This is a genomic window from Roseburia sp. AF02-12, assembly GCF_003461765.1.
In the GTDB taxonomy this organism is placed as follows: domain Bacteria; phylum Bacillota; class Clostridia; order Lachnospirales; family Lachnospiraceae; genus Roseburia_C; species Roseburia_C amylophila.
Genome location: NZ_QTXS01000001.1, coordinates 1,648,825 through 1,664,190 on the forward strand (window position 1 = coordinate 1,648,825; position 15,366 = coordinate 1,664,190).

The following is a 15,366-nucleotide window of genomic DNA, read 5'->3' on the forward strand; positions in this document are numbered from 1 at the left end:
TCCTCTCAATCTCTTAAACCCTCAAGACATTTTAAAGCTTTTTATTCAGCAGATTACACTGTGATAGTTTTGCTAACACTCATTTTATCATATAACTTTGCATTTTCAAGCGTCATAACTACTAATATATTTGACAGAAATACGCGATTTCTGTATATTATGACATGATGAATGCATAAAAAATTCTATGAAAAAATAGTGATGCAAAGGGATAATACCATTGCCGCAACGAGAATAATTGCGATAAATCCCGCGAAATATTTTTTCCCTTTTGAATTTTTAAAATTAATCATTTCATTCACCTCATATTTATTTTTATACTACTATACTTTCGAAAGGAGCAAACTATGTTTCCTATCATACTCATATGCTTTATCATTTTTGTTGTTTTTCTAAACTCCAGAAAGCGTCAGATTACCAAACAGGAACAGGAAATTACCGAGCAGTTCTGGGCCCGTGAAAATAAAGCCAACGCCACCCGCCGCCGCAGTCTTGACAACCTTCCTTATATTACTATTCCGGAAGAACTGCTGACTCCCCCGGCACAGGCATCTGAAGATGTCCTCACCCTTTATGAAACACTTCGTCAGCTGTCTGCCAAAAAAATCGTTAATCTGAATGGCAAAACCAATACCGATTTAAAATTAGCTTACGGTGCTGCCAGCCTTGCAGCTCTGACCGAGTTTGATGAAAATTATAATACTTTAATCTGTACCATTGCAAAACTTGGCAAACTGCTCTGCGACCAGTCTGAAGCAAAAGCCGCCATCGATATTCTGCTCTTTGGCATCCGCTGCGGAAGCGATATTACAGATAATTATACGTTGTTAGTTCCTCTTTTAAAAGAAACAAACGACTGCAGTTCACTGACCGAAGTATATCAGAAGCTTGCCACACTGCCGGAAGGCTCCAGAAAACGTATCAAAGAAAAACTTTCCTAATCTTTCGGGCATCTTCCATACTGTGAAATCAACTTATCCATAAGACGCGATGCTTCGCTTCTGGTCAGTTGTTCCCAGACAATGTCAAGTTCTATTTTATGATAATCCGCCAGTTCCTTCAAGTGAATTTTTTGAATTTTCGTTGCAGGAGTCTGGCGTTTTGTTTTATATATCAAATCTTTCGGTTCAAATACTTCCGGATTTGTTTCTCCATATGTCTTTTGTAAATACTGATAAAGTTCATGGGTTGCCAGTGCATCATAGATTGCCCGGTGCTCCCGTTCCCGCTCAATATCAAGGTAATCGCAGAGACATTCCAAAGACTTTTTTTCCGGACGCAGCATACATTTGCGTGCTGCTTTCAACGTATCTACTGCTTTTTTTTCAAACGGCACTTTCTCATTGACTGCCTGCTGCTTTAAGAAGCTGTAGTCAAATATGATATTGTGTCCCACCAGAATATCATCTCCGATAAATTCTGCTGTCTTATGAAATGCTGCTGCCGGACTTAAGCCTTCCTTTACCATCGCATCGGTAATTCCGGTAAGTTCTGTTATCTCCTGCGTAATTTTCCTGCCGGGATTCACAAAAATGTCCATGGTATCCGTCACTTCACCATTTCTTATTTTTGCTGCTCCCACCTCAAGGATGGCATCATTTTTCGGATGAAGCCCCGTCATTTCAAGGTCAATTACTGTATAATCCTGTGGTATCATTTCCGCTTATCCTCTGCTTTACACAAATCCTGCAAGAAACATTCGCTGCACTTTGGTCCTCTTGCGAAACAGATATTTCTTCCGAATGTTATAATCTGGATGTTATATAAAATCCAGTGATCCTTCGGTAATACTTTCATCAGATCATATTCTACTTTTACCGGATCATCCTCTTTTGTAAATCCAAGGCGTTTGGAAATACGTTTTACATGGGTATCTACTACGATACTTGGGTCATGGTAAATATTTCCCCGGATGACATTTGCAGTCTTTCGTCCAACTCCTGCAAGGGAAGTAAGTTCTTCCAATGTAGACGGAACTTCTCCATGATATTCCTGAACCAGCGTCCTCGCACAGGATATGATATTCTTCGCCTTATTGTGATAAAATCCGGTGGAACGGATGTCCTCCTCTAATTCCGCCAGATCTGCATTGGCAAATTTCTCCAAGGTGTCATATTTTTTAAACAATGTTTCTGTCACAATATTTACCCTGGCATCGGTACACTGCGCACTTAAGATTACTGCTATCAGAAGCTGCCAAGGTGTCTCGTGATTCAGATAACAGATGTATTCGGTACCATAGGTTTCATCTAATCTTTTTAATATTTCTGCCGTCCTTTTTTTCACTTTGTCTCTCCCTCCCACTGAATTATCGTAACTTCCGCCTGATTCGTCAGAGGATTTCTGTTTTCATAATCAAATTTCAGATAGTATGGTTCGCATTTTCTACCAAATGCATCTTCTTCGAAGCTATAGTCAAAGCACTCGATATGTGCAAGGCTTCCCTTCGGGCAATATGCTCTTGTCACATCTTTCCACTGCGCATAATCCTTTGCCCATTTTGGACGGCTCTTGGCATTTTCCCTGCTGTAAATATCATAAGTTGCCGCCTGATAGAACACTTCCATGTCAGCCACCCCAAGGCTTTCTACATATTCCAAGAGAATCTCGCTTCGCCGCATTCTGGTATGGCTCATGGCAAGGTAGCCATGTTCCTCATAGAAATGTCCCAGATTTTCAAACATATGATAAGCACTTTCGTGTATCGTCTCTAGCAGCCGGATGCTCACCGGAAACTGTGTGCTGTTATAATATACCTCAAGCATTTCTTCCGCCAGCTTAATGTTACAGATATCTTCATAGGAAAGCCACTTCGTCCGAAGCACCTCATAAGGTGGTTTTGCCCGGTATACTGCCTCATACTCTTTTGCATGTTCATACATATAAGAGCCTTTTAAAACCTTTAAGAAACCAAGCTGCAGCTGCTCCGGTTTCCATTCATAAATATCATCAAAGGAATGGGTAAATGTTTCATAATCTTCAAAAGGCAGTCCTGCAATTAAATCCAGATGCTGATGAATGTTTCCTGCCTTCTGGACTTTTTTCATCATCTGGTGCACATCTTTTAAATCCATATGGCGGTGGATTTCCCGGATTGTTTCATCATGGGTGGACTGTACCCCGATTTCCAACTGTATCAGGCCCGGACGCATCTTTGCAATTAAGTCTGCTTCCTCATCCGTCAGCAAATCCGCTGCAATTTCAAAATGAAAATTCGTGATTCCATTATCATGTCCTAAAATATACTGCCAGATTGCCATGGCATGCTTTTTGTCACAATTAAAAGTACGGTCAACAAATTTAACCTGTTTTACCTTCTGGTCTAAGAAAAACTGTAACTCTCTTTTTACGATTTCCACATCCCGGAACCGGAGTATCTTCTCTACCGAGGACAGGCAATAGCTGCAACGGAACGGACAGCCCCTGCTGGATTCATAATAGATAATCCGGTGGGAAAAATCCTCCGACAAATCATAGCAGAAGGGAATCGTATTCATATCAAGAATTTCCTGTGACTCATGAATCTGCACATTTCCAGCTCCATCAAAAAGGGCTATGCCCTTCATCTCCTCCAAACTGCCTTTTCCCTTCACATAATACCTGCAAAGCTCCGAGAAAGTTTTCTCCCCTTCGCCGATTATGACACCGGTAATAAACGGATGCTCTTTTAAGAACGCCTCCACTTCATAGGAAACCTCCGGGCCTCCTACCCAGATTGGAACCTTGGGACAAAGTTTATGAAATTCCTCTGCCACTTCTAAAATAATGGAAATGTTCCAGATATAGCAGGAAAAGCAGATTACATCCGGCTTTTTCAGATAAATCTCCCTTAAAATATATTCTGTCCGGTTATTAATGGTGTATTCTGCCAGTACTATATTTTCTTTTAATTCTCTGGCATATGCCCGCAGGCTGTAAACCGCAAGATTCGAATGAATATACTTTGCATTTACTGCCGTGAGTAATATTTTCTTCATGATTTCTTCCTCTTTTATTTCTATTCTGGGAAATTCATATTGGCAACATATCGTTCCTCAAAGTCCGCCTGTTCTGCAAGATTGATTGATTCACATTTTTTTATCATTTCTTCCGTGCGGCTCCTGTTTTCTTCCGAACTTCCATAGGCGATACAGCCCTGCAGAGATGTATTTCCGACTGCTTTTGTACACTTCTCTAATTCCGCCGGAAGCAGTCCAATGCCTGCTGCTATATGCACATCCAGATATACCCCAAAACCTCCTGCCAAATATACTTTTTTTATCTCTCCCATGGAAATGCCGGCATGCTCTAACAGTAATTCGATTCCGCTGTGAATTGCCGCTTTAGCAAGCTGCACCTCTCTGATATCCTGCTGGGTAAAAGTAATCTGTTTTCCATCCTTCATCCGTGCCAGAGGAAAGCCTTCTTCCCTGTATTTTTCCTTCATCTGACCGGATGCATCTATGATATGATTTTCATAAAGTCCAGCTACCAGCTCTAACACGCCGGTTCCACAGATTCCCGTTGCCGGTGTGTTTCCAATCGTTCCAATAATTGTCCGCTCTCCAATGACACGCACCTTGCTGATTGCTCCAGTCACACTGGCAACACCGCATGAAATATTTCCACCTTCTAATGCCGGTCCTGCCGGTGCAGAGGTGGCAATCATCTTATCCTCTAATGCCAGCACCATTTCTCCATTGGTTCCCAAATCCAAAAGCAGGGAAGGTCTTTCTTCTTCATCCATCCCGCACGCCAGCATGCCAGCTGCAATATCTGCGCCCACAAATGCTGAAATTCCAGGCAGTAACGTCACCGGTATGTTCGAAAGGCTGTCCTTTCGTTCTGCAAGACTGACCGGAGTAAATGGTGCCTTACCAAGTCCCTCACAGGAATCTCCCATATAAAGATGTTCCATGGTGGTATTTCCTGCAATATAAATATGCTCAATTACAATGTCTTTCTGTTTCTTCTGTATCTCTTCTGACAGGTTTAAAATATCCTGCCGGATTAATGTCTTTAATTTTTCACCCGTTCCCGCTACAGATGCCTTAATTCTGCTTAATACATCCTGTCCAAATATACGCTGGCTGTTGCCGCAGCCTGCTGTGGCAAGCACCGCTCCTGTTTCCTTCTCTACCAGCGCTGCAGCTATGGTGGTAGTCCCGATATCTACTGCAAGGAAAGTTTTTCTCGTTTGTCCTTTTGCCTCCCGTGCTCTGCCTTCTGTTATATTTATTTTTTCTACTCCTGCAATCTGGGTTAATTCTTCTCTTCCCTCTCCCCAGCCAAAGGCAGAAATTATAATATCTTCTTCCGGTTTCGGATAGAGTTTACAGGAATTCACCCATGCACCGTCTATCTCTACTTTGCATTTCCCACAGGTGCCGTTTCCACCACATGCCATAGGAACCTTATAATCTTTCCGAAGCAGTGCCTGTGCGATGCTTTCTCCCGGCTGCATAACAATGTCCTGATGTAGTTGTCCAATTCGAAGTTTCAGCATTGTGGTCACTGCCTCCTTTCCTTGTGGTTGCCTATAAGCAGTCTTGTCCAGCATTCCTCGAAAACGCCTTTCCATTGTTTTGATAGCCTCGCTGCATTATCCATCGACTACAAATGCAACATAATGCCTGCAAGGGGCACTAAGAATTTCGACATAGCTATCGTATACTCCGGCAACCGGCGCCAATTCACATCCATGTTCAATTGCGCCTCGCCGGCACTTCCCTGTGCCGGCGTTGCCTGGAAGCAGGCAAAATTCTAAGTGCCCCTAACAGCCCTTATCATGCATTCGAAGTCGATGGACAATGCAGCTACGATATCAAATACCGGAAAGTCTGTTTATTTGCACTACTGTGGCTATTATACCCCCCGACATTGCTACTTAACAAGGGGAAAATACAAATACCGCCGGCAGCTGTGCTCCCAACGCAGCTGCCGGCGGTATTTTCACGCCCTTATATTTATAATATAAACCTTATTATTACATCTACTCCGCCAATCAGAAGAAGAATTCCTCCAATCAGATATACCTTTGTCTTCTGTTCATAGCCGAAATGATATCCAACATAAGCACCACCGACTACACAGACAACAGTTAGTATGATTCCAACCAGTATTAATGACAGTAGGCTTGTTCCCAGAAAGCCAAATGCCGCACCGGTCAGGAATGTATAAAATGATGTTACAGCACAAATCCGTACGAATTTATGTACGCCAAGGTTCTCTTCCCGGCGTTCATCAATCCGGTCATTCTTCCAGGCTTTAATCAAAAGCCGGATTCCCAGACACAGGAATACTGCCACTGAAATCACTTCACCTAATATAACCTGTGATTCTTTAATATCATATTTACACAGGAGGTCGGCTCCAAGATTTCCAAGATATAAAACAATTACCTGCCATACGGATACCAGTAATGTCACCAGCACAAGCTGTTTGGTACGAATCTTAGCTAACATTGCTCCCTGACATTCTACTGAAGCAAATACATCCATGGAAAGTCCGCATACAATTATTAATGTTTCTATCCAGTTCATCTTCCGTCCTCCTTTCTCTTAAAATTATTATACTTAATCCTCTGCCTTAATGGAAGCAGTTTCCCAAATAAATTTTACATTTCCTTTGACACCATCTGCTGTTCTGGTAAATGTGTTATATTCATTTCCAGCATCCAGCACTGCATCTACTTTATCCAAGAGCTCTTTCAAATCTCCGTTGTAAGCATCCGCAAGTTTCTCAATTGCCTGCTCATCAAACTGTGCCATTCCATCTGCCAGTGTCTCAGAGCCATCCTCTAACTGGTCTACACCATTTATCAGAAGGTCTGTTGCACTCTTCAAAGAAGTCATTCCTGCATTCAGTTTGTCATTATTTGCAACTAAGGTATTTGCTCCGTCTGCCAGCTGTTTTGCACCATTGGTCAAATCTGTAATTCCCTGTGAAAGTGCGCCATTTACAGAGCTGTCTAATGTATTAACACCTGCTACAATTCCATCGTCACCATTCAGGCCTGCATCTAAGGATGCTGCTCCAGTCTTTAAGGTTGCAAGCTGTGTATCATCAAACTGTGCAAGTCCTGCCTGTACCTGAGCCAGTGCCTGTGCACCACCTGTAGTTCCAAGCTTGGTTGCAACTGCTGAAATATTCTGTAACTGGGCTGCATAAGCTGTGCTTAAGCTATTGAAATCAACCGCACTGCCTGCCTGGGTAGTTACTGCTAAAAGTGTTGCATTGGTTGTATCATCCAGCATATAAATATTAGCATCTGCATTAACCGCCTGTAATCCGCCACCGGTTGCTGCTACTACCTGTGAATAGGCACCGTTTAATGTACTTCCCGGGGTCTGTAACTGCTGTAATACTGCAAGATAATTTACTGCTGCACTGGTATAATCAGTCAATGCGGAAGTAAATGCTGCCTGTGCATCTGCTGAAGATGCATAAGCATCCATTCCTGCAAGACTGCCATTTACAGTAGATTTCAAGGTTCCGATTCCATCTACCAGCTGGGCAACTCCACCATTAATCTGTGTTGCACCGGCTCCTGCCTGCTGCACACCAGTCTTTAATGCAGATACACCACTTGTCAGTGCCGGAGCACTTTCTGCAAGCTTTGCAATGCCGGAGTTTAAGGTATTTGCACCATCTGCTACTGCAGATGCACCAGAAGTATAATCTTTCACACCAGACTGTGCTGTTCCAACACCAGCTTTAAATTCTCCAAGACTGCTCTGTAATGTTTTCAGTCCGTCGGATAACTCGCTGCTGCCATCTACCAACTGGTCAGATGCATCAGTCATCTCATCTATTGTATCGGATAATACAGATAAGTCAATATCTCCATTTACATTCATTTCAGAAAGAAGGTTGCTGGATGCCATGGATACTGTCATGTCCAGTGAGAAATCTTCTACATCTGCAGTTACTTCTACATAATCCGGGAACTGGACATCATCACCAAGGTCAGCATCATCAATACCAAGGCTTTCTTTTAAACCTGGCATTGTGATTCCTACCACAATATTGTTTTTTCCATCAGAAATTACTTTTCCATTGGTAACTTCTACATTCGTGAAGTTATCATTTAATACCATTCCGGTTACAACAGAGAACGGAACATAGACATCTGTGGATTTGCCATCGATAGTCTTTGTTGTCTTCTCATTATTGGTAAATTCAAAACGCATGGTAACTTTTCCGCTCTTTCCGGCTAAATCCTTTGGAGCAATTTCTTTTCCATCCAGATAGTAAGTAATTTTCTGGGTAATCGGAGCTTCTTTATCCGTAGTACCCTGATAGAAGATATCATTTCCCTGTGCATCCCAGGTTACTTTATCTCCATCCTGTTTGAAGGTCTCATCGCCTTTTACATTCTTGATATCCTTTAAATCAGATGCGTCCTCCAAAGTATCTGCATTCTCTTTATTCTTTAACCAGTCACTTACGATGGTTTTATTTACGGTACCATCTGCATCTGCAATCATATATACTGTTTCATCTTTTCCGGTTTCTTCTGTTTCCTTATCGGAATTCAGAAGATTTCCCAGCTGGTCTTTTAATTCCGATTTGGTTTCTTCTGCGTCTGCATTTTCTGCATCTGTATCCTCCGTAGAAGCTTCTTTCTCAGTAGTCTCCTCTGATACGCTTTCGGTAGATGGCTTTGCTGCATTTACCTGCCATACGCCATAACTGGTTCCAAGCATTGCCACCATCAGCACACCTGCGATTACACGAATCGCATATTTATTTTTGAATTTATTCTTTAATTCTGAAAATTTCATTGTTATGTCCTCCTTCTTAATCTATACCGTTTTGTTCTTGTTGCGGAAACCAGCACTGGTTACGCAGATTACTTTATCAAATATCATAAACAATGAAGGTAGTACAAAGATTACAACCAACATACTAATCAGTGCACCTCTTGCCATCAATGTACATAAGGAACTAATCATATCGATATCAGAATAAAGTCCTACACCAAAGGTTGCTGCGAAGAAACTTAATGCGGATACGATAATGGACTGGATGGAGCTCTGCAAGGCACTTGTAATTGCTTCCTTCTTCCCGGCTCCCTTATATCTTGCTTTTTTATATTTATTGGTCATCAGGATTGCATAGTCAACCGTTGCACCCAGCTGAATGGTTCCGATTACGATGGATGCGATAAACGGAAGCTGTGTACCGGTGTATGCCGGAATACCCATGTTGATAAAGATTGCAAAGTAAATTGCAGCTACCAGGATAATCGGCAGTGATATAGATTTAAATACAACTGCGATGATTACGAAAATTGCTCCGATAGATACTGCACTTACGACTTTGAAGTCATGGTCTGTCGTGGTAATCAGATCCTGCGTACATGGTGCTTCACCAATTAACATGCCATTTTCATCATAGTTCTTAATAATGCCGCTGATGGCATCACACTGTGCATTTACTTCATCTGATGCTACTTTATACTCGGAAGTAATCAGCAGCAGTTCATAATTTTCATTTTCCAGCTCGCCACGGATAGAATCCGGGATGACATCTCTTGGAATTGCCGGTCCGACGATTGCATCCAGACCAAGTGTTGCCTTTACACCATCCACATCATCGATTTCATCAATCATCTTCGATATGGTCTTTGGCTCTAAGCTGCTGTCTACTAAAACAATGTGGGTAGCACCCATATCAAAATTTTCTTCCAGCTTGTTATTTGCTGCAATACTTTCCAGTGAATCCGGCAATGTACCAGCCAGATCATAATATACGTTCGTATTGTTATAACCCCAGATTGCAGGTCCTAAGATTACCAGGAATAAAATAATGAATATGTAATAATGGCTGGTAATCCAGTTTGCAATATTTCCAAGGTCCGGCAGAATAACACGGTGTTTGGTTTTCTCAATTGCCTTATCAAATACCAGAATCAGGGATGGAAGGATGGTTACGCAGGCAATTACACCAAAGATAACACCCTTAGCCATTACCACACCAAGGTCAAGTCCCAGGGTAAAGCTCATGAAGCATAATGCAATAAATCCGGCTACTGTAGTAATGGAACTTCCGACTACAGAAGTAATGGTATTTGAAATTGCATGTGCCATGGCACGATTCTTATCTCCCGGGAATCGTTCCTGATTCTCCTGATAACTGTGCCACAGGAAAATGGAGTAGTCCATGGTAACACCAAGCTGTAAGACTGCCGCCAATGCCTGCGTTACATAGGAAATTTCTCCTTTTATTACGTTACTTCCCAGATTATATACGATTGCCATTCCGATACTTAATAAGAAGAACAACGGAATGATTGCGGAATCCATTGTCAGGGAAAGTACCAGAACAGATAACAATACTGCAATCAATACATAAAACGGAACCTCTTTGTTGGTCAGATCCTTAATGTCTGTTACAACTGCTGACATACCACTTAAGTAACACTGTTTTGTTGTGATTCCACGAATCTCTTCAATGGCATCCATTGTCTCATCTGCTGACATGGAAGTATCAAACAAAACCGCCATCAGCGTGCTGTCCGATTCATCATTGTTGAATATGTCATAAATTTCATCCGGCAATACGTCCATTGGTACGGATAAGTCTGCCAGTGAATCATACCATATAACAGATTTAACATGGTCTACATCTGCAATCTGTTCCCGAAGGGTGGAGATATCTTTATCTTCCATACCTTCAATGACACATAGGGAAAATGCTCCTGTACCGAACTCATCTACCAGAATATCCTGTCCTTTCATGGACTCTAATTCATCTGGCAGATAGGAAAGGATATCATAGTTAACCCTTGTGTTAAAGTAACCAAATGCTGCTGGAATCAGTAAAGCAAAACTGATAATAAGTATCAGGACTCTGTGCTTTACGACGCCCTTTCCAAATTTAATCATCTCTTTACCATCTCTTTCTTTTTCATGTTTTTCTAGGTAAGAGTATAAAAAAAAAGACTGCATCCGAACATATGCAATCTTTTTTGGCTGTATCAATCCAATATACAAATTGTTGAATCTGTAACAGTTGCTATACATATCTGCCAATTTGTATATTAATTATCGCCTATAATATCTGCGATAGAATTGCGGATCATATAATTATAAATATCCGACATCTCTTTTGCAGGCATAGACATTCCACTTTTTATCCAGGTAATTACCAGAAAACATAAGGACTGGGCATGATACCGGGCAATCCGCTCTTTTGTAAGCCATGGCGACGGAATCTTCTTATCCAGATTCTTCTCTTCCAATACTTCTATCAGTGTTCCCGTAATGCATTCCTTTACAATATCTTCAAAAGAGTTCTGTCCCTCTAAGCGGCTTGCTTTGGTATAGAAATCTTTTTCTTTTTCAATACCAGCAAATATAATAATTAACGCCTGATCAATCATTCCATTCTGAATCAACGGCTTTACCGGCTCTAATAATTCAGTCCGGATAATCCACTCTAACAGTTCATACTTATCCTGAAAATGATTATAAAAGGTCGGACGGATAACTCCCGCTTTATCAGTTATCTCCTTGATTGTAATCTTTTCTATAGGTTGCTTGATTGTCAGCTCTTTTAGGCTCTCCGCAAGCAGTGTATCGATTGCGTTCCTTCCCTGATTCGTCATAACTTCCTCTCATCTTCCTATCAAACAGCCGTCTAAACGACCAGTCGCACTATGGTGATACTTCTTGCTTCCTTATCATTCTTAAGGTCTATGATTTCTCCTGTATCACAGACTTTTACAATCGGGCGAAGCACAAATCCCTGATAATTATGCTTTACTACTGCCATTCTGCCATCAGAAAGCTCCACTTCACAGCCTGCCGGATAGACAGCCACCCAGCGTAAAAATACTTCCACCAGCTTCGGATCAAACTCCGAACCGTTCATTGCCATTATATATTCAATGACATCTGCCGGTGGCATCGGATCACGGTATGGCCGTTTTGAAATCATGGCATCATACACATCTGCCAGTTTGATAATTCTTCCATAAATACTGATTTCATCACCGGATTTTCGCATCGGATAACCTTCGCCATTATAGCATTCATGATGTTCTAATACACCAAGATATACTTCCGGTGCGAAATCAAAATTATCCCTCAGGAACTCATATCCTAACTTCGGATGCTGTAATACGATTCTTCTTTCATCCTCGGTCAGTGCACGACGTGCATTTAATATATCTATCTCTAAGAATTTCTTTCCGATATCATGAAGTAATGCAGCGGTAGTAAGAATGCGGAGCTCATACTCATCCATTCCATAATGTGCTCCGATTACTGCGGATAAAATTCCCACATTTACAGAATGAAAATAAGTATAATCATCATAATTCTTAAGGCTCATCATGTTATACATTACTTCTTCATTTTCCAGAAGACTGTCCACCACCTGCATGACAGCTTCCCGGATCTGCCATTCCTGTTCACTGACATCTTCCTCTTCCATGCGGTCAACAAACAGATGATGTACTATTTCCAGGCTCTTTGAGTGAATAGACGGCTTAATTACTTCGGCAATCTCTATTTCTTCGGAAAACTTATCATCAATATAAAGACCCGGATAACCCATCTTATCCAGATTCTCTATCTGTTCCTGATTCAAAATCTGATGTCTGCCTAAAAGCATGACTCCCTGACCGTCTAATATGTCCTGAGCCAGTGCCATTCCGGCTTCCACCTTTTTTATTGGTAGATAACGCATCTAAATTGCTCCTCTTTGTCTTTTGTTACCCCACACGCCTATTCTATAACATTTTATCTGCGATTACAACTTTTTTACTCATCAAATTCTACCGTCACAAAAAAGCCCTTCGGTGTTTCCTTTACGTCCACTACCGTCCCTTCGGTAGACTTCAGGCGTTCCCGGAAGGTATAATTTGCTGACATTGCAAATGCATTTCCAAGTGTATAGTAATAGGAAGTCGGCAGCTTACTCTCTGTCACCGGTAACACATCTCCTACTTCCAGTAACCCGGTTCTCTCCATTTTAAACTCCATCTGCCGCATTGATAATACGCCTCCTGATTATGCTTCTAAATTATTCATTTTCTTCTGAATCTTCTTCTACTGCTTCTACATCAATGGCTTCTGCCGCCTGTTTTGCCGCTTTGACAGCACCTGCCACACGATATACTACAAACAAATCACTCAGTCCGTCATAAATCAGTGCAATTCCTACGATTACCATAGCAATCTGTACCATCTCGATGGCTTTCCAGATTAATAATATTCCGAATGCAAAATTAAGAATTGTAATCAAAAGCAGGATTCCCCATGCTGTGTCACCATTCTGCTTTGCTTCGATGGTCATCCGTAAGTCTTCCAGACCATGCATCAGCAATACGACTCCGATTACTACCGGGAATATCTTTGCAAAGTTCAATGGCTGTACCAGAATCCATACCCCCAAAATAACCAGTGCAATTCCGGTTGCCAGTCCCAGCCTGCTTTCGAGTTTATTTCTCATATAAGAAATAATATGTCCGATTCCCATCACGCATAAAATAGCTGCCAAAATATAGCAAAGTACCTTTGTTACCTGCGTAGGCCATATCATAAGAATAACTCCCAGTGCCACACAAAGAATAGCGGATAATATAACATCTGCTTTGATTCTCTTTAATGTTTCCTTCATAATAAATACGCTCCTTCCACTTGTTTTTTTATTTCATTTCTTTCCTTTATTTTGCAGTAATATCTGCATAGGCTGCTCCGGTTACTGCTGCTAAGTCTGCCGGAGATAACGCCATGGATGTGCCGATCCTTCCTCCACTGATATAGATTTTATCAAACTGTTCCATACTTTTATCTAAAATGGTCGGAAACTGTTTCTTCATTCCAAGGGGACTGCAGCCGCCTCTTACATAACCGGTAATCTTTGTAATATCTTTTACATGAATCATTTCTACGGATTTCTCACCGGCCGCCCTTGCTGCCGCCTTTAGATCCACCTCTTCTGCAATCTGTACCACAAAGACATAATATGCCTTGCTTTTTCCCTGCATGACCAGTGTCTTATACGTCTGCTCCACCGGTGCTCCGGTAAGCTCTGCCGTATGCAGTCCGTCAATAAATTCATCACATTCATAATTTAAGATTTCATATGCCACTTTATGCCGGTCTAAAATCCGCATGGCATTAGTCTTTACTTCTTTTCCCATGGTTTTATGCTCCTTTTGGGTTCTTTTTGCATGTTACTCATCCGCTCCATTCACATAGGTTTCTAAAAAAGAATGTTTTACCCCATCTTTCTTATAAGCGATAATGGTACTTAAATTTACATTTTCCACACTGCGGAAGATATTATTTTCCACATATGGATTCACTTCTTTTAATCTGGCAATCAGCTGTTTGATTTCCATCCGTTTTGATACGGTACGTCCATCCGGGTCACAGGTGGTACAGGTATCGGTAAAATGGCAGGCACACTGGATAAAATGCAAATCATTATAATCTCTCCAGTGCTTGATATCATCCTCCCGGATTAAATACATCGGACGAATCAGTTCCATTCCTTCAAAATTCGTGCTGTGAAGCTTCGGCATCATGGTCTGTACCTGTGCACCATAGAGCATTCCCATTAAAATAGTCTCAATGACATCATCATAATGATGTCCCAGTGCAATCTTATTACAGCCTAATTCCTTTGCCTTACTATATAAATAACCGCGGCGCATTCTCGCACACAGATAGCACGGAGAATTTTCAATCTCATATACCGCATCAAAAATCTGTGTTTCAAATACCGTAATCGGAATCTGCATCAGCTCTGCATTCCGTTCAATCACTTTACGGTTCATCTCACTGTATCCCGGATCCATCACTAAGAATACCAGTTCAAATTGGAATTTATTATGCCGCTGCAATTCCTGAAAGAGCTTTGCCATCAACATGGAGTCTTTACCACCGGAAATACATACTGCCACTTTGTCTCCCGGCTGCAACAGTTCGTATTCATTGATTGCTTTTGCGAATTTACTAAAGATTGCTTTATGAAATTTCTTGCGGATGCTCTTCTCAATTTCCTGACAGCGTTCCTCTTTCTCTGATGTTTTCTTCTGGAAACTGTCCAGCAGATATGCGCCATAGCCGCCCTCTAAGCTGACTGCATCAAAACCTTCTTCCCTTAGTCTTTCCGCTGCTCCGATACTGTTGATTCCTTTGGCACAAAATAGTATCAGACGCTTGTCTGCCGATAGTTCCTCTTTTCTCAAAAGAATCTCCTGCTCCGGCAGATTGACTGCTCCCCTGATACTTCCATAGCGGAAGGCATCCTCATTTCTGATATCGATTAACTGGTATTCCCCAGTCTTATATTCTTTTAATTGTGCCAGATTAATCTCAGTATCTGCCATGCTTCCGCTCCTTACTTTCAATTTTTCTCTTATTT

General features: G+C 41.5%; 14 protein-coding genes. 1 reads left to right on the forward strand and 13 read right to left on the reverse strand.

Annotated elements, in window-relative coordinates; all coding sequences use genetic code 11:
- Positions 1 to 347 precede the first annotated feature (347 nt).
- Positions 348 to 941: a hypothetical protein gene (locus DV740_RS08120; RefSeq protein ID WP_117841646.1), complete on the forward strand. Its 594-nt coding sequence runs from the start codon at positions 348 to 350 to the stop codon at positions 939 to 941.
- Here the strand turns inward: DV740_RS08120 and DV740_RS08125 are convergent.
- The 13 genes from DV740_RS08125 to DV740_RS08185 all read right to left on the reverse strand — a co-directional run bounded on the left by DV740_RS08125 (position 938) and on the right by DV740_RS08185 (position 15,331).
- Entirely contained in the window at positions 938 to 1,657 is a 720-nt protein-coding gene (locus tag DV740_RS08125) for a 3'-5' exonuclease (protein ID WP_118087818.1), read from the reverse strand. The two genes, DV740_RS08120 and DV740_RS08125, sit on opposite strands and share 4 nt — an antisense overlap.
- On the reverse strand, positions 1,654 to 2,286 hold the full coding sequence (gene nth / locus DV740_RS08130) for an endonuclease III (RefSeq protein ID WP_118087819.1): 633 nt from the start codon (positions 2,284 to 2,286) through the stop codon (positions 1,654 to 1,656). Before nth ends, DV740_RS08125 begins: the two co-directional genes overlap by 4 nt.
- Positions 2,283 to 3,977: a B12-binding domain-containing radical SAM protein gene (locus DV740_RS08135; protein ID WP_118087820.1), complete on the reverse strand. Its 1,695-nt coding sequence runs from the start codon at positions 3,975 to 3,977 to the stop codon at positions 2,283 to 2,285. The genes nth and DV740_RS08135 overlap by 4 nt, the downstream gene beginning before the upstream one ends.
- A 20-nt stretch (positions 3,978 to 3,997) precedes the next feature.
- Positions 3,998 to 5,485, reverse strand: a complete 1,488-nt coding sequence (locus tag DV740_RS08140; protein WP_158561542.1) for an ASKHA domain-containing protein — start codon at positions 5,483 to 5,485, stop codon at positions 3,998 to 4,000.
- Between the two features lie 460 nt (positions 5,486 to 5,945).
- A complete protein-coding gene (locus tag DV740_RS08145) occupies positions 5,946 to 6,521 on the reverse strand; it encodes a manganese efflux pump (RefSeq protein ID WP_022242983.1) in 576 nt (191 codons plus the stop codon).
- Positions 6,522 to 6,554: 33 nt separating this feature from the next.
- On the reverse strand, positions 6,555 to 8,765 hold the full coding sequence (locus DV740_RS08150; RefSeq protein WP_118057085.1) for a hypothetical protein: 2,211 nt from the start codon (positions 8,763 to 8,765) through the stop codon (positions 6,555 to 6,557).
- Between the two features lie 21 nt (positions 8,766 to 8,786).
- On the reverse strand, positions 8,787 to 10,871 hold the full coding sequence (locus tag DV740_RS08155; RefSeq protein WP_117696583.1) for an efflux RND transporter permease subunit: 2,085 nt from the start codon (positions 10,869 to 10,871) through the stop codon (positions 8,787 to 8,789).
- A 155-nt stretch (positions 10,872 to 11,026) separates the two neighbouring features.
- On the reverse strand, positions 11,027 to 11,593 hold the full coding sequence (locus DV740_RS08160; RefSeq protein WP_022242980.1) for a TetR/AcrR family transcriptional regulator C-terminal domain-containing protein: 567 nt from the start codon (positions 11,591 to 11,593) through the stop codon (positions 11,027 to 11,029).
- A 32-nt stretch (positions 11,594 to 11,625) separates the two neighbouring features.
- Entirely contained in the window at positions 11,626 to 12,678 is a 1,053-nt protein-coding gene (locus DV740_RS08165; protein ID WP_117696580.1) for an HD-GYP domain-containing protein, read from the reverse strand.
- A gap of 74 nt (positions 12,679 to 12,752) precedes the next feature.
- The gene (locus tag DV740_RS08170; protein WP_022242978.1) at positions 12,753 to 12,983 is read right to left on the reverse strand and encodes a hypothetical protein; all 231 of its coding nucleotides are present in this window, start codon (positions 12,981 to 12,983) and stop codon (positions 12,753 to 12,755) included.
- Between the two features lie 31 nt (positions 12,984 to 13,014).
- Positions 13,015 to 13,611 carry an HdeD family acid-resistance protein gene (locus DV740_RS08175; RefSeq protein WP_118057082.1) on the reverse strand — a complete coding sequence of 199 codons (597 nt, stop codon included), beginning with the start codon at positions 13,609 to 13,611 and terminating at the stop codon, positions 13,015 to 13,017.
- A 46-nt stretch (positions 13,612 to 13,657) separates the two neighbouring features.
- Positions 13,658 to 14,137, reverse strand: a complete 480-nt coding sequence (ybaK, locus tag DV740_RS08180) for a Cys-tRNA(Pro) deacylase (RefSeq protein ID WP_022242976.1) — start codon at positions 14,135 to 14,137, stop codon at positions 13,658 to 13,660.
- Between the two features lie 33 nt (positions 14,138 to 14,170).
- Positions 14,171 to 15,331: an ATP-binding protein gene (locus DV740_RS08185; protein ID WP_117696573.1), complete on the reverse strand. Its 1,161-nt coding sequence runs from the start codon at positions 15,329 to 15,331 to the stop codon at positions 14,171 to 14,173.
- Between the last annotated feature and the right edge of the window lie 35 nt (positions 15,332 to 15,366).

Coding starts and splice junctions, on each gene's coding strand:
- DV740_RS08140 (WP_158561542.1), bottom strand. CDS start 5,485: ATGCTGAAACTTCGAATTGGACAACTACATCAGGACATTGTTATGCAG.
- DV740_RS08170 (WP_022242978.1), bottom strand. CDS start 12,983: ATGCGGCAGATGGAGTTTAAAATGGAGAGAACCGGGTTACTGGAAGTA.
- DV740_RS08125 (WP_118087818.1), bottom strand. CDS start 1,657: ATGATACCACAGGATTATACAGTAATTGACCTTGAAATGACGGGGCTT.
- DV740_RS08165 (WP_117696580.1), bottom strand. CDS start 12,678: ATGCGTTATCTACCAATAAAAAAGGTGGAAGCCGGAATGGCACTGGCT.
- DV740_RS08120 (WP_117841646.1), top strand. CDS start 348: ATGTTTCCTATCATACTCATATGCTTTATCATTTTTGTTGTTTTTCTA.
- DV740_RS08135 (WP_118087820.1), bottom strand. CDS start 3,977: ATGAAGAAAATATTACTCACGGCAGTAAATGCAAAGTATATTCATTCG.
- ybaK (WP_022242976.1), bottom strand. CDS start 14,137: ATGGGAAAAGAAGTAAAGACTAATGCCATGCGGATTTTAGACCGGCAT.
- DV740_RS08155 (WP_117696583.1), bottom strand. CDS start 10,871: ATGATTAAATTTGGAAAGGGCGTCGTAAAGCACAGAGTCCTGATACTT.
- DV740_RS08185 (WP_117696573.1), bottom strand. CDS start 15,331: ATGGCAGATACTGAGATTAATCTGGCACAATTAAAAGAATATAAGACT.
- DV740_RS08175 (WP_118057082.1), bottom strand. CDS start 13,611: ATGAAGGAAACATTAAAGAGAATCAAAGCAGATGTTATATTATCCGCT.
- DV740_RS08160 (WP_022242980.1), bottom strand. CDS start 11,593: ATGACGAATCAGGGAAGGAACGCAATCGATACACTGCTTGCGGAGAGC.
- DV740_RS08145 (WP_022242983.1), bottom strand. CDS start 6,521: ATGAACTGGATAGAAACATTAATAATTGTATGCGGACTTTCCATGGAT.
- DV740_RS08150 (WP_118057085.1), bottom strand. CDS start 8,765: ATGAAATTTTCAGAATTAAAGAATAAATTCAAAAATAAATATGCGATT.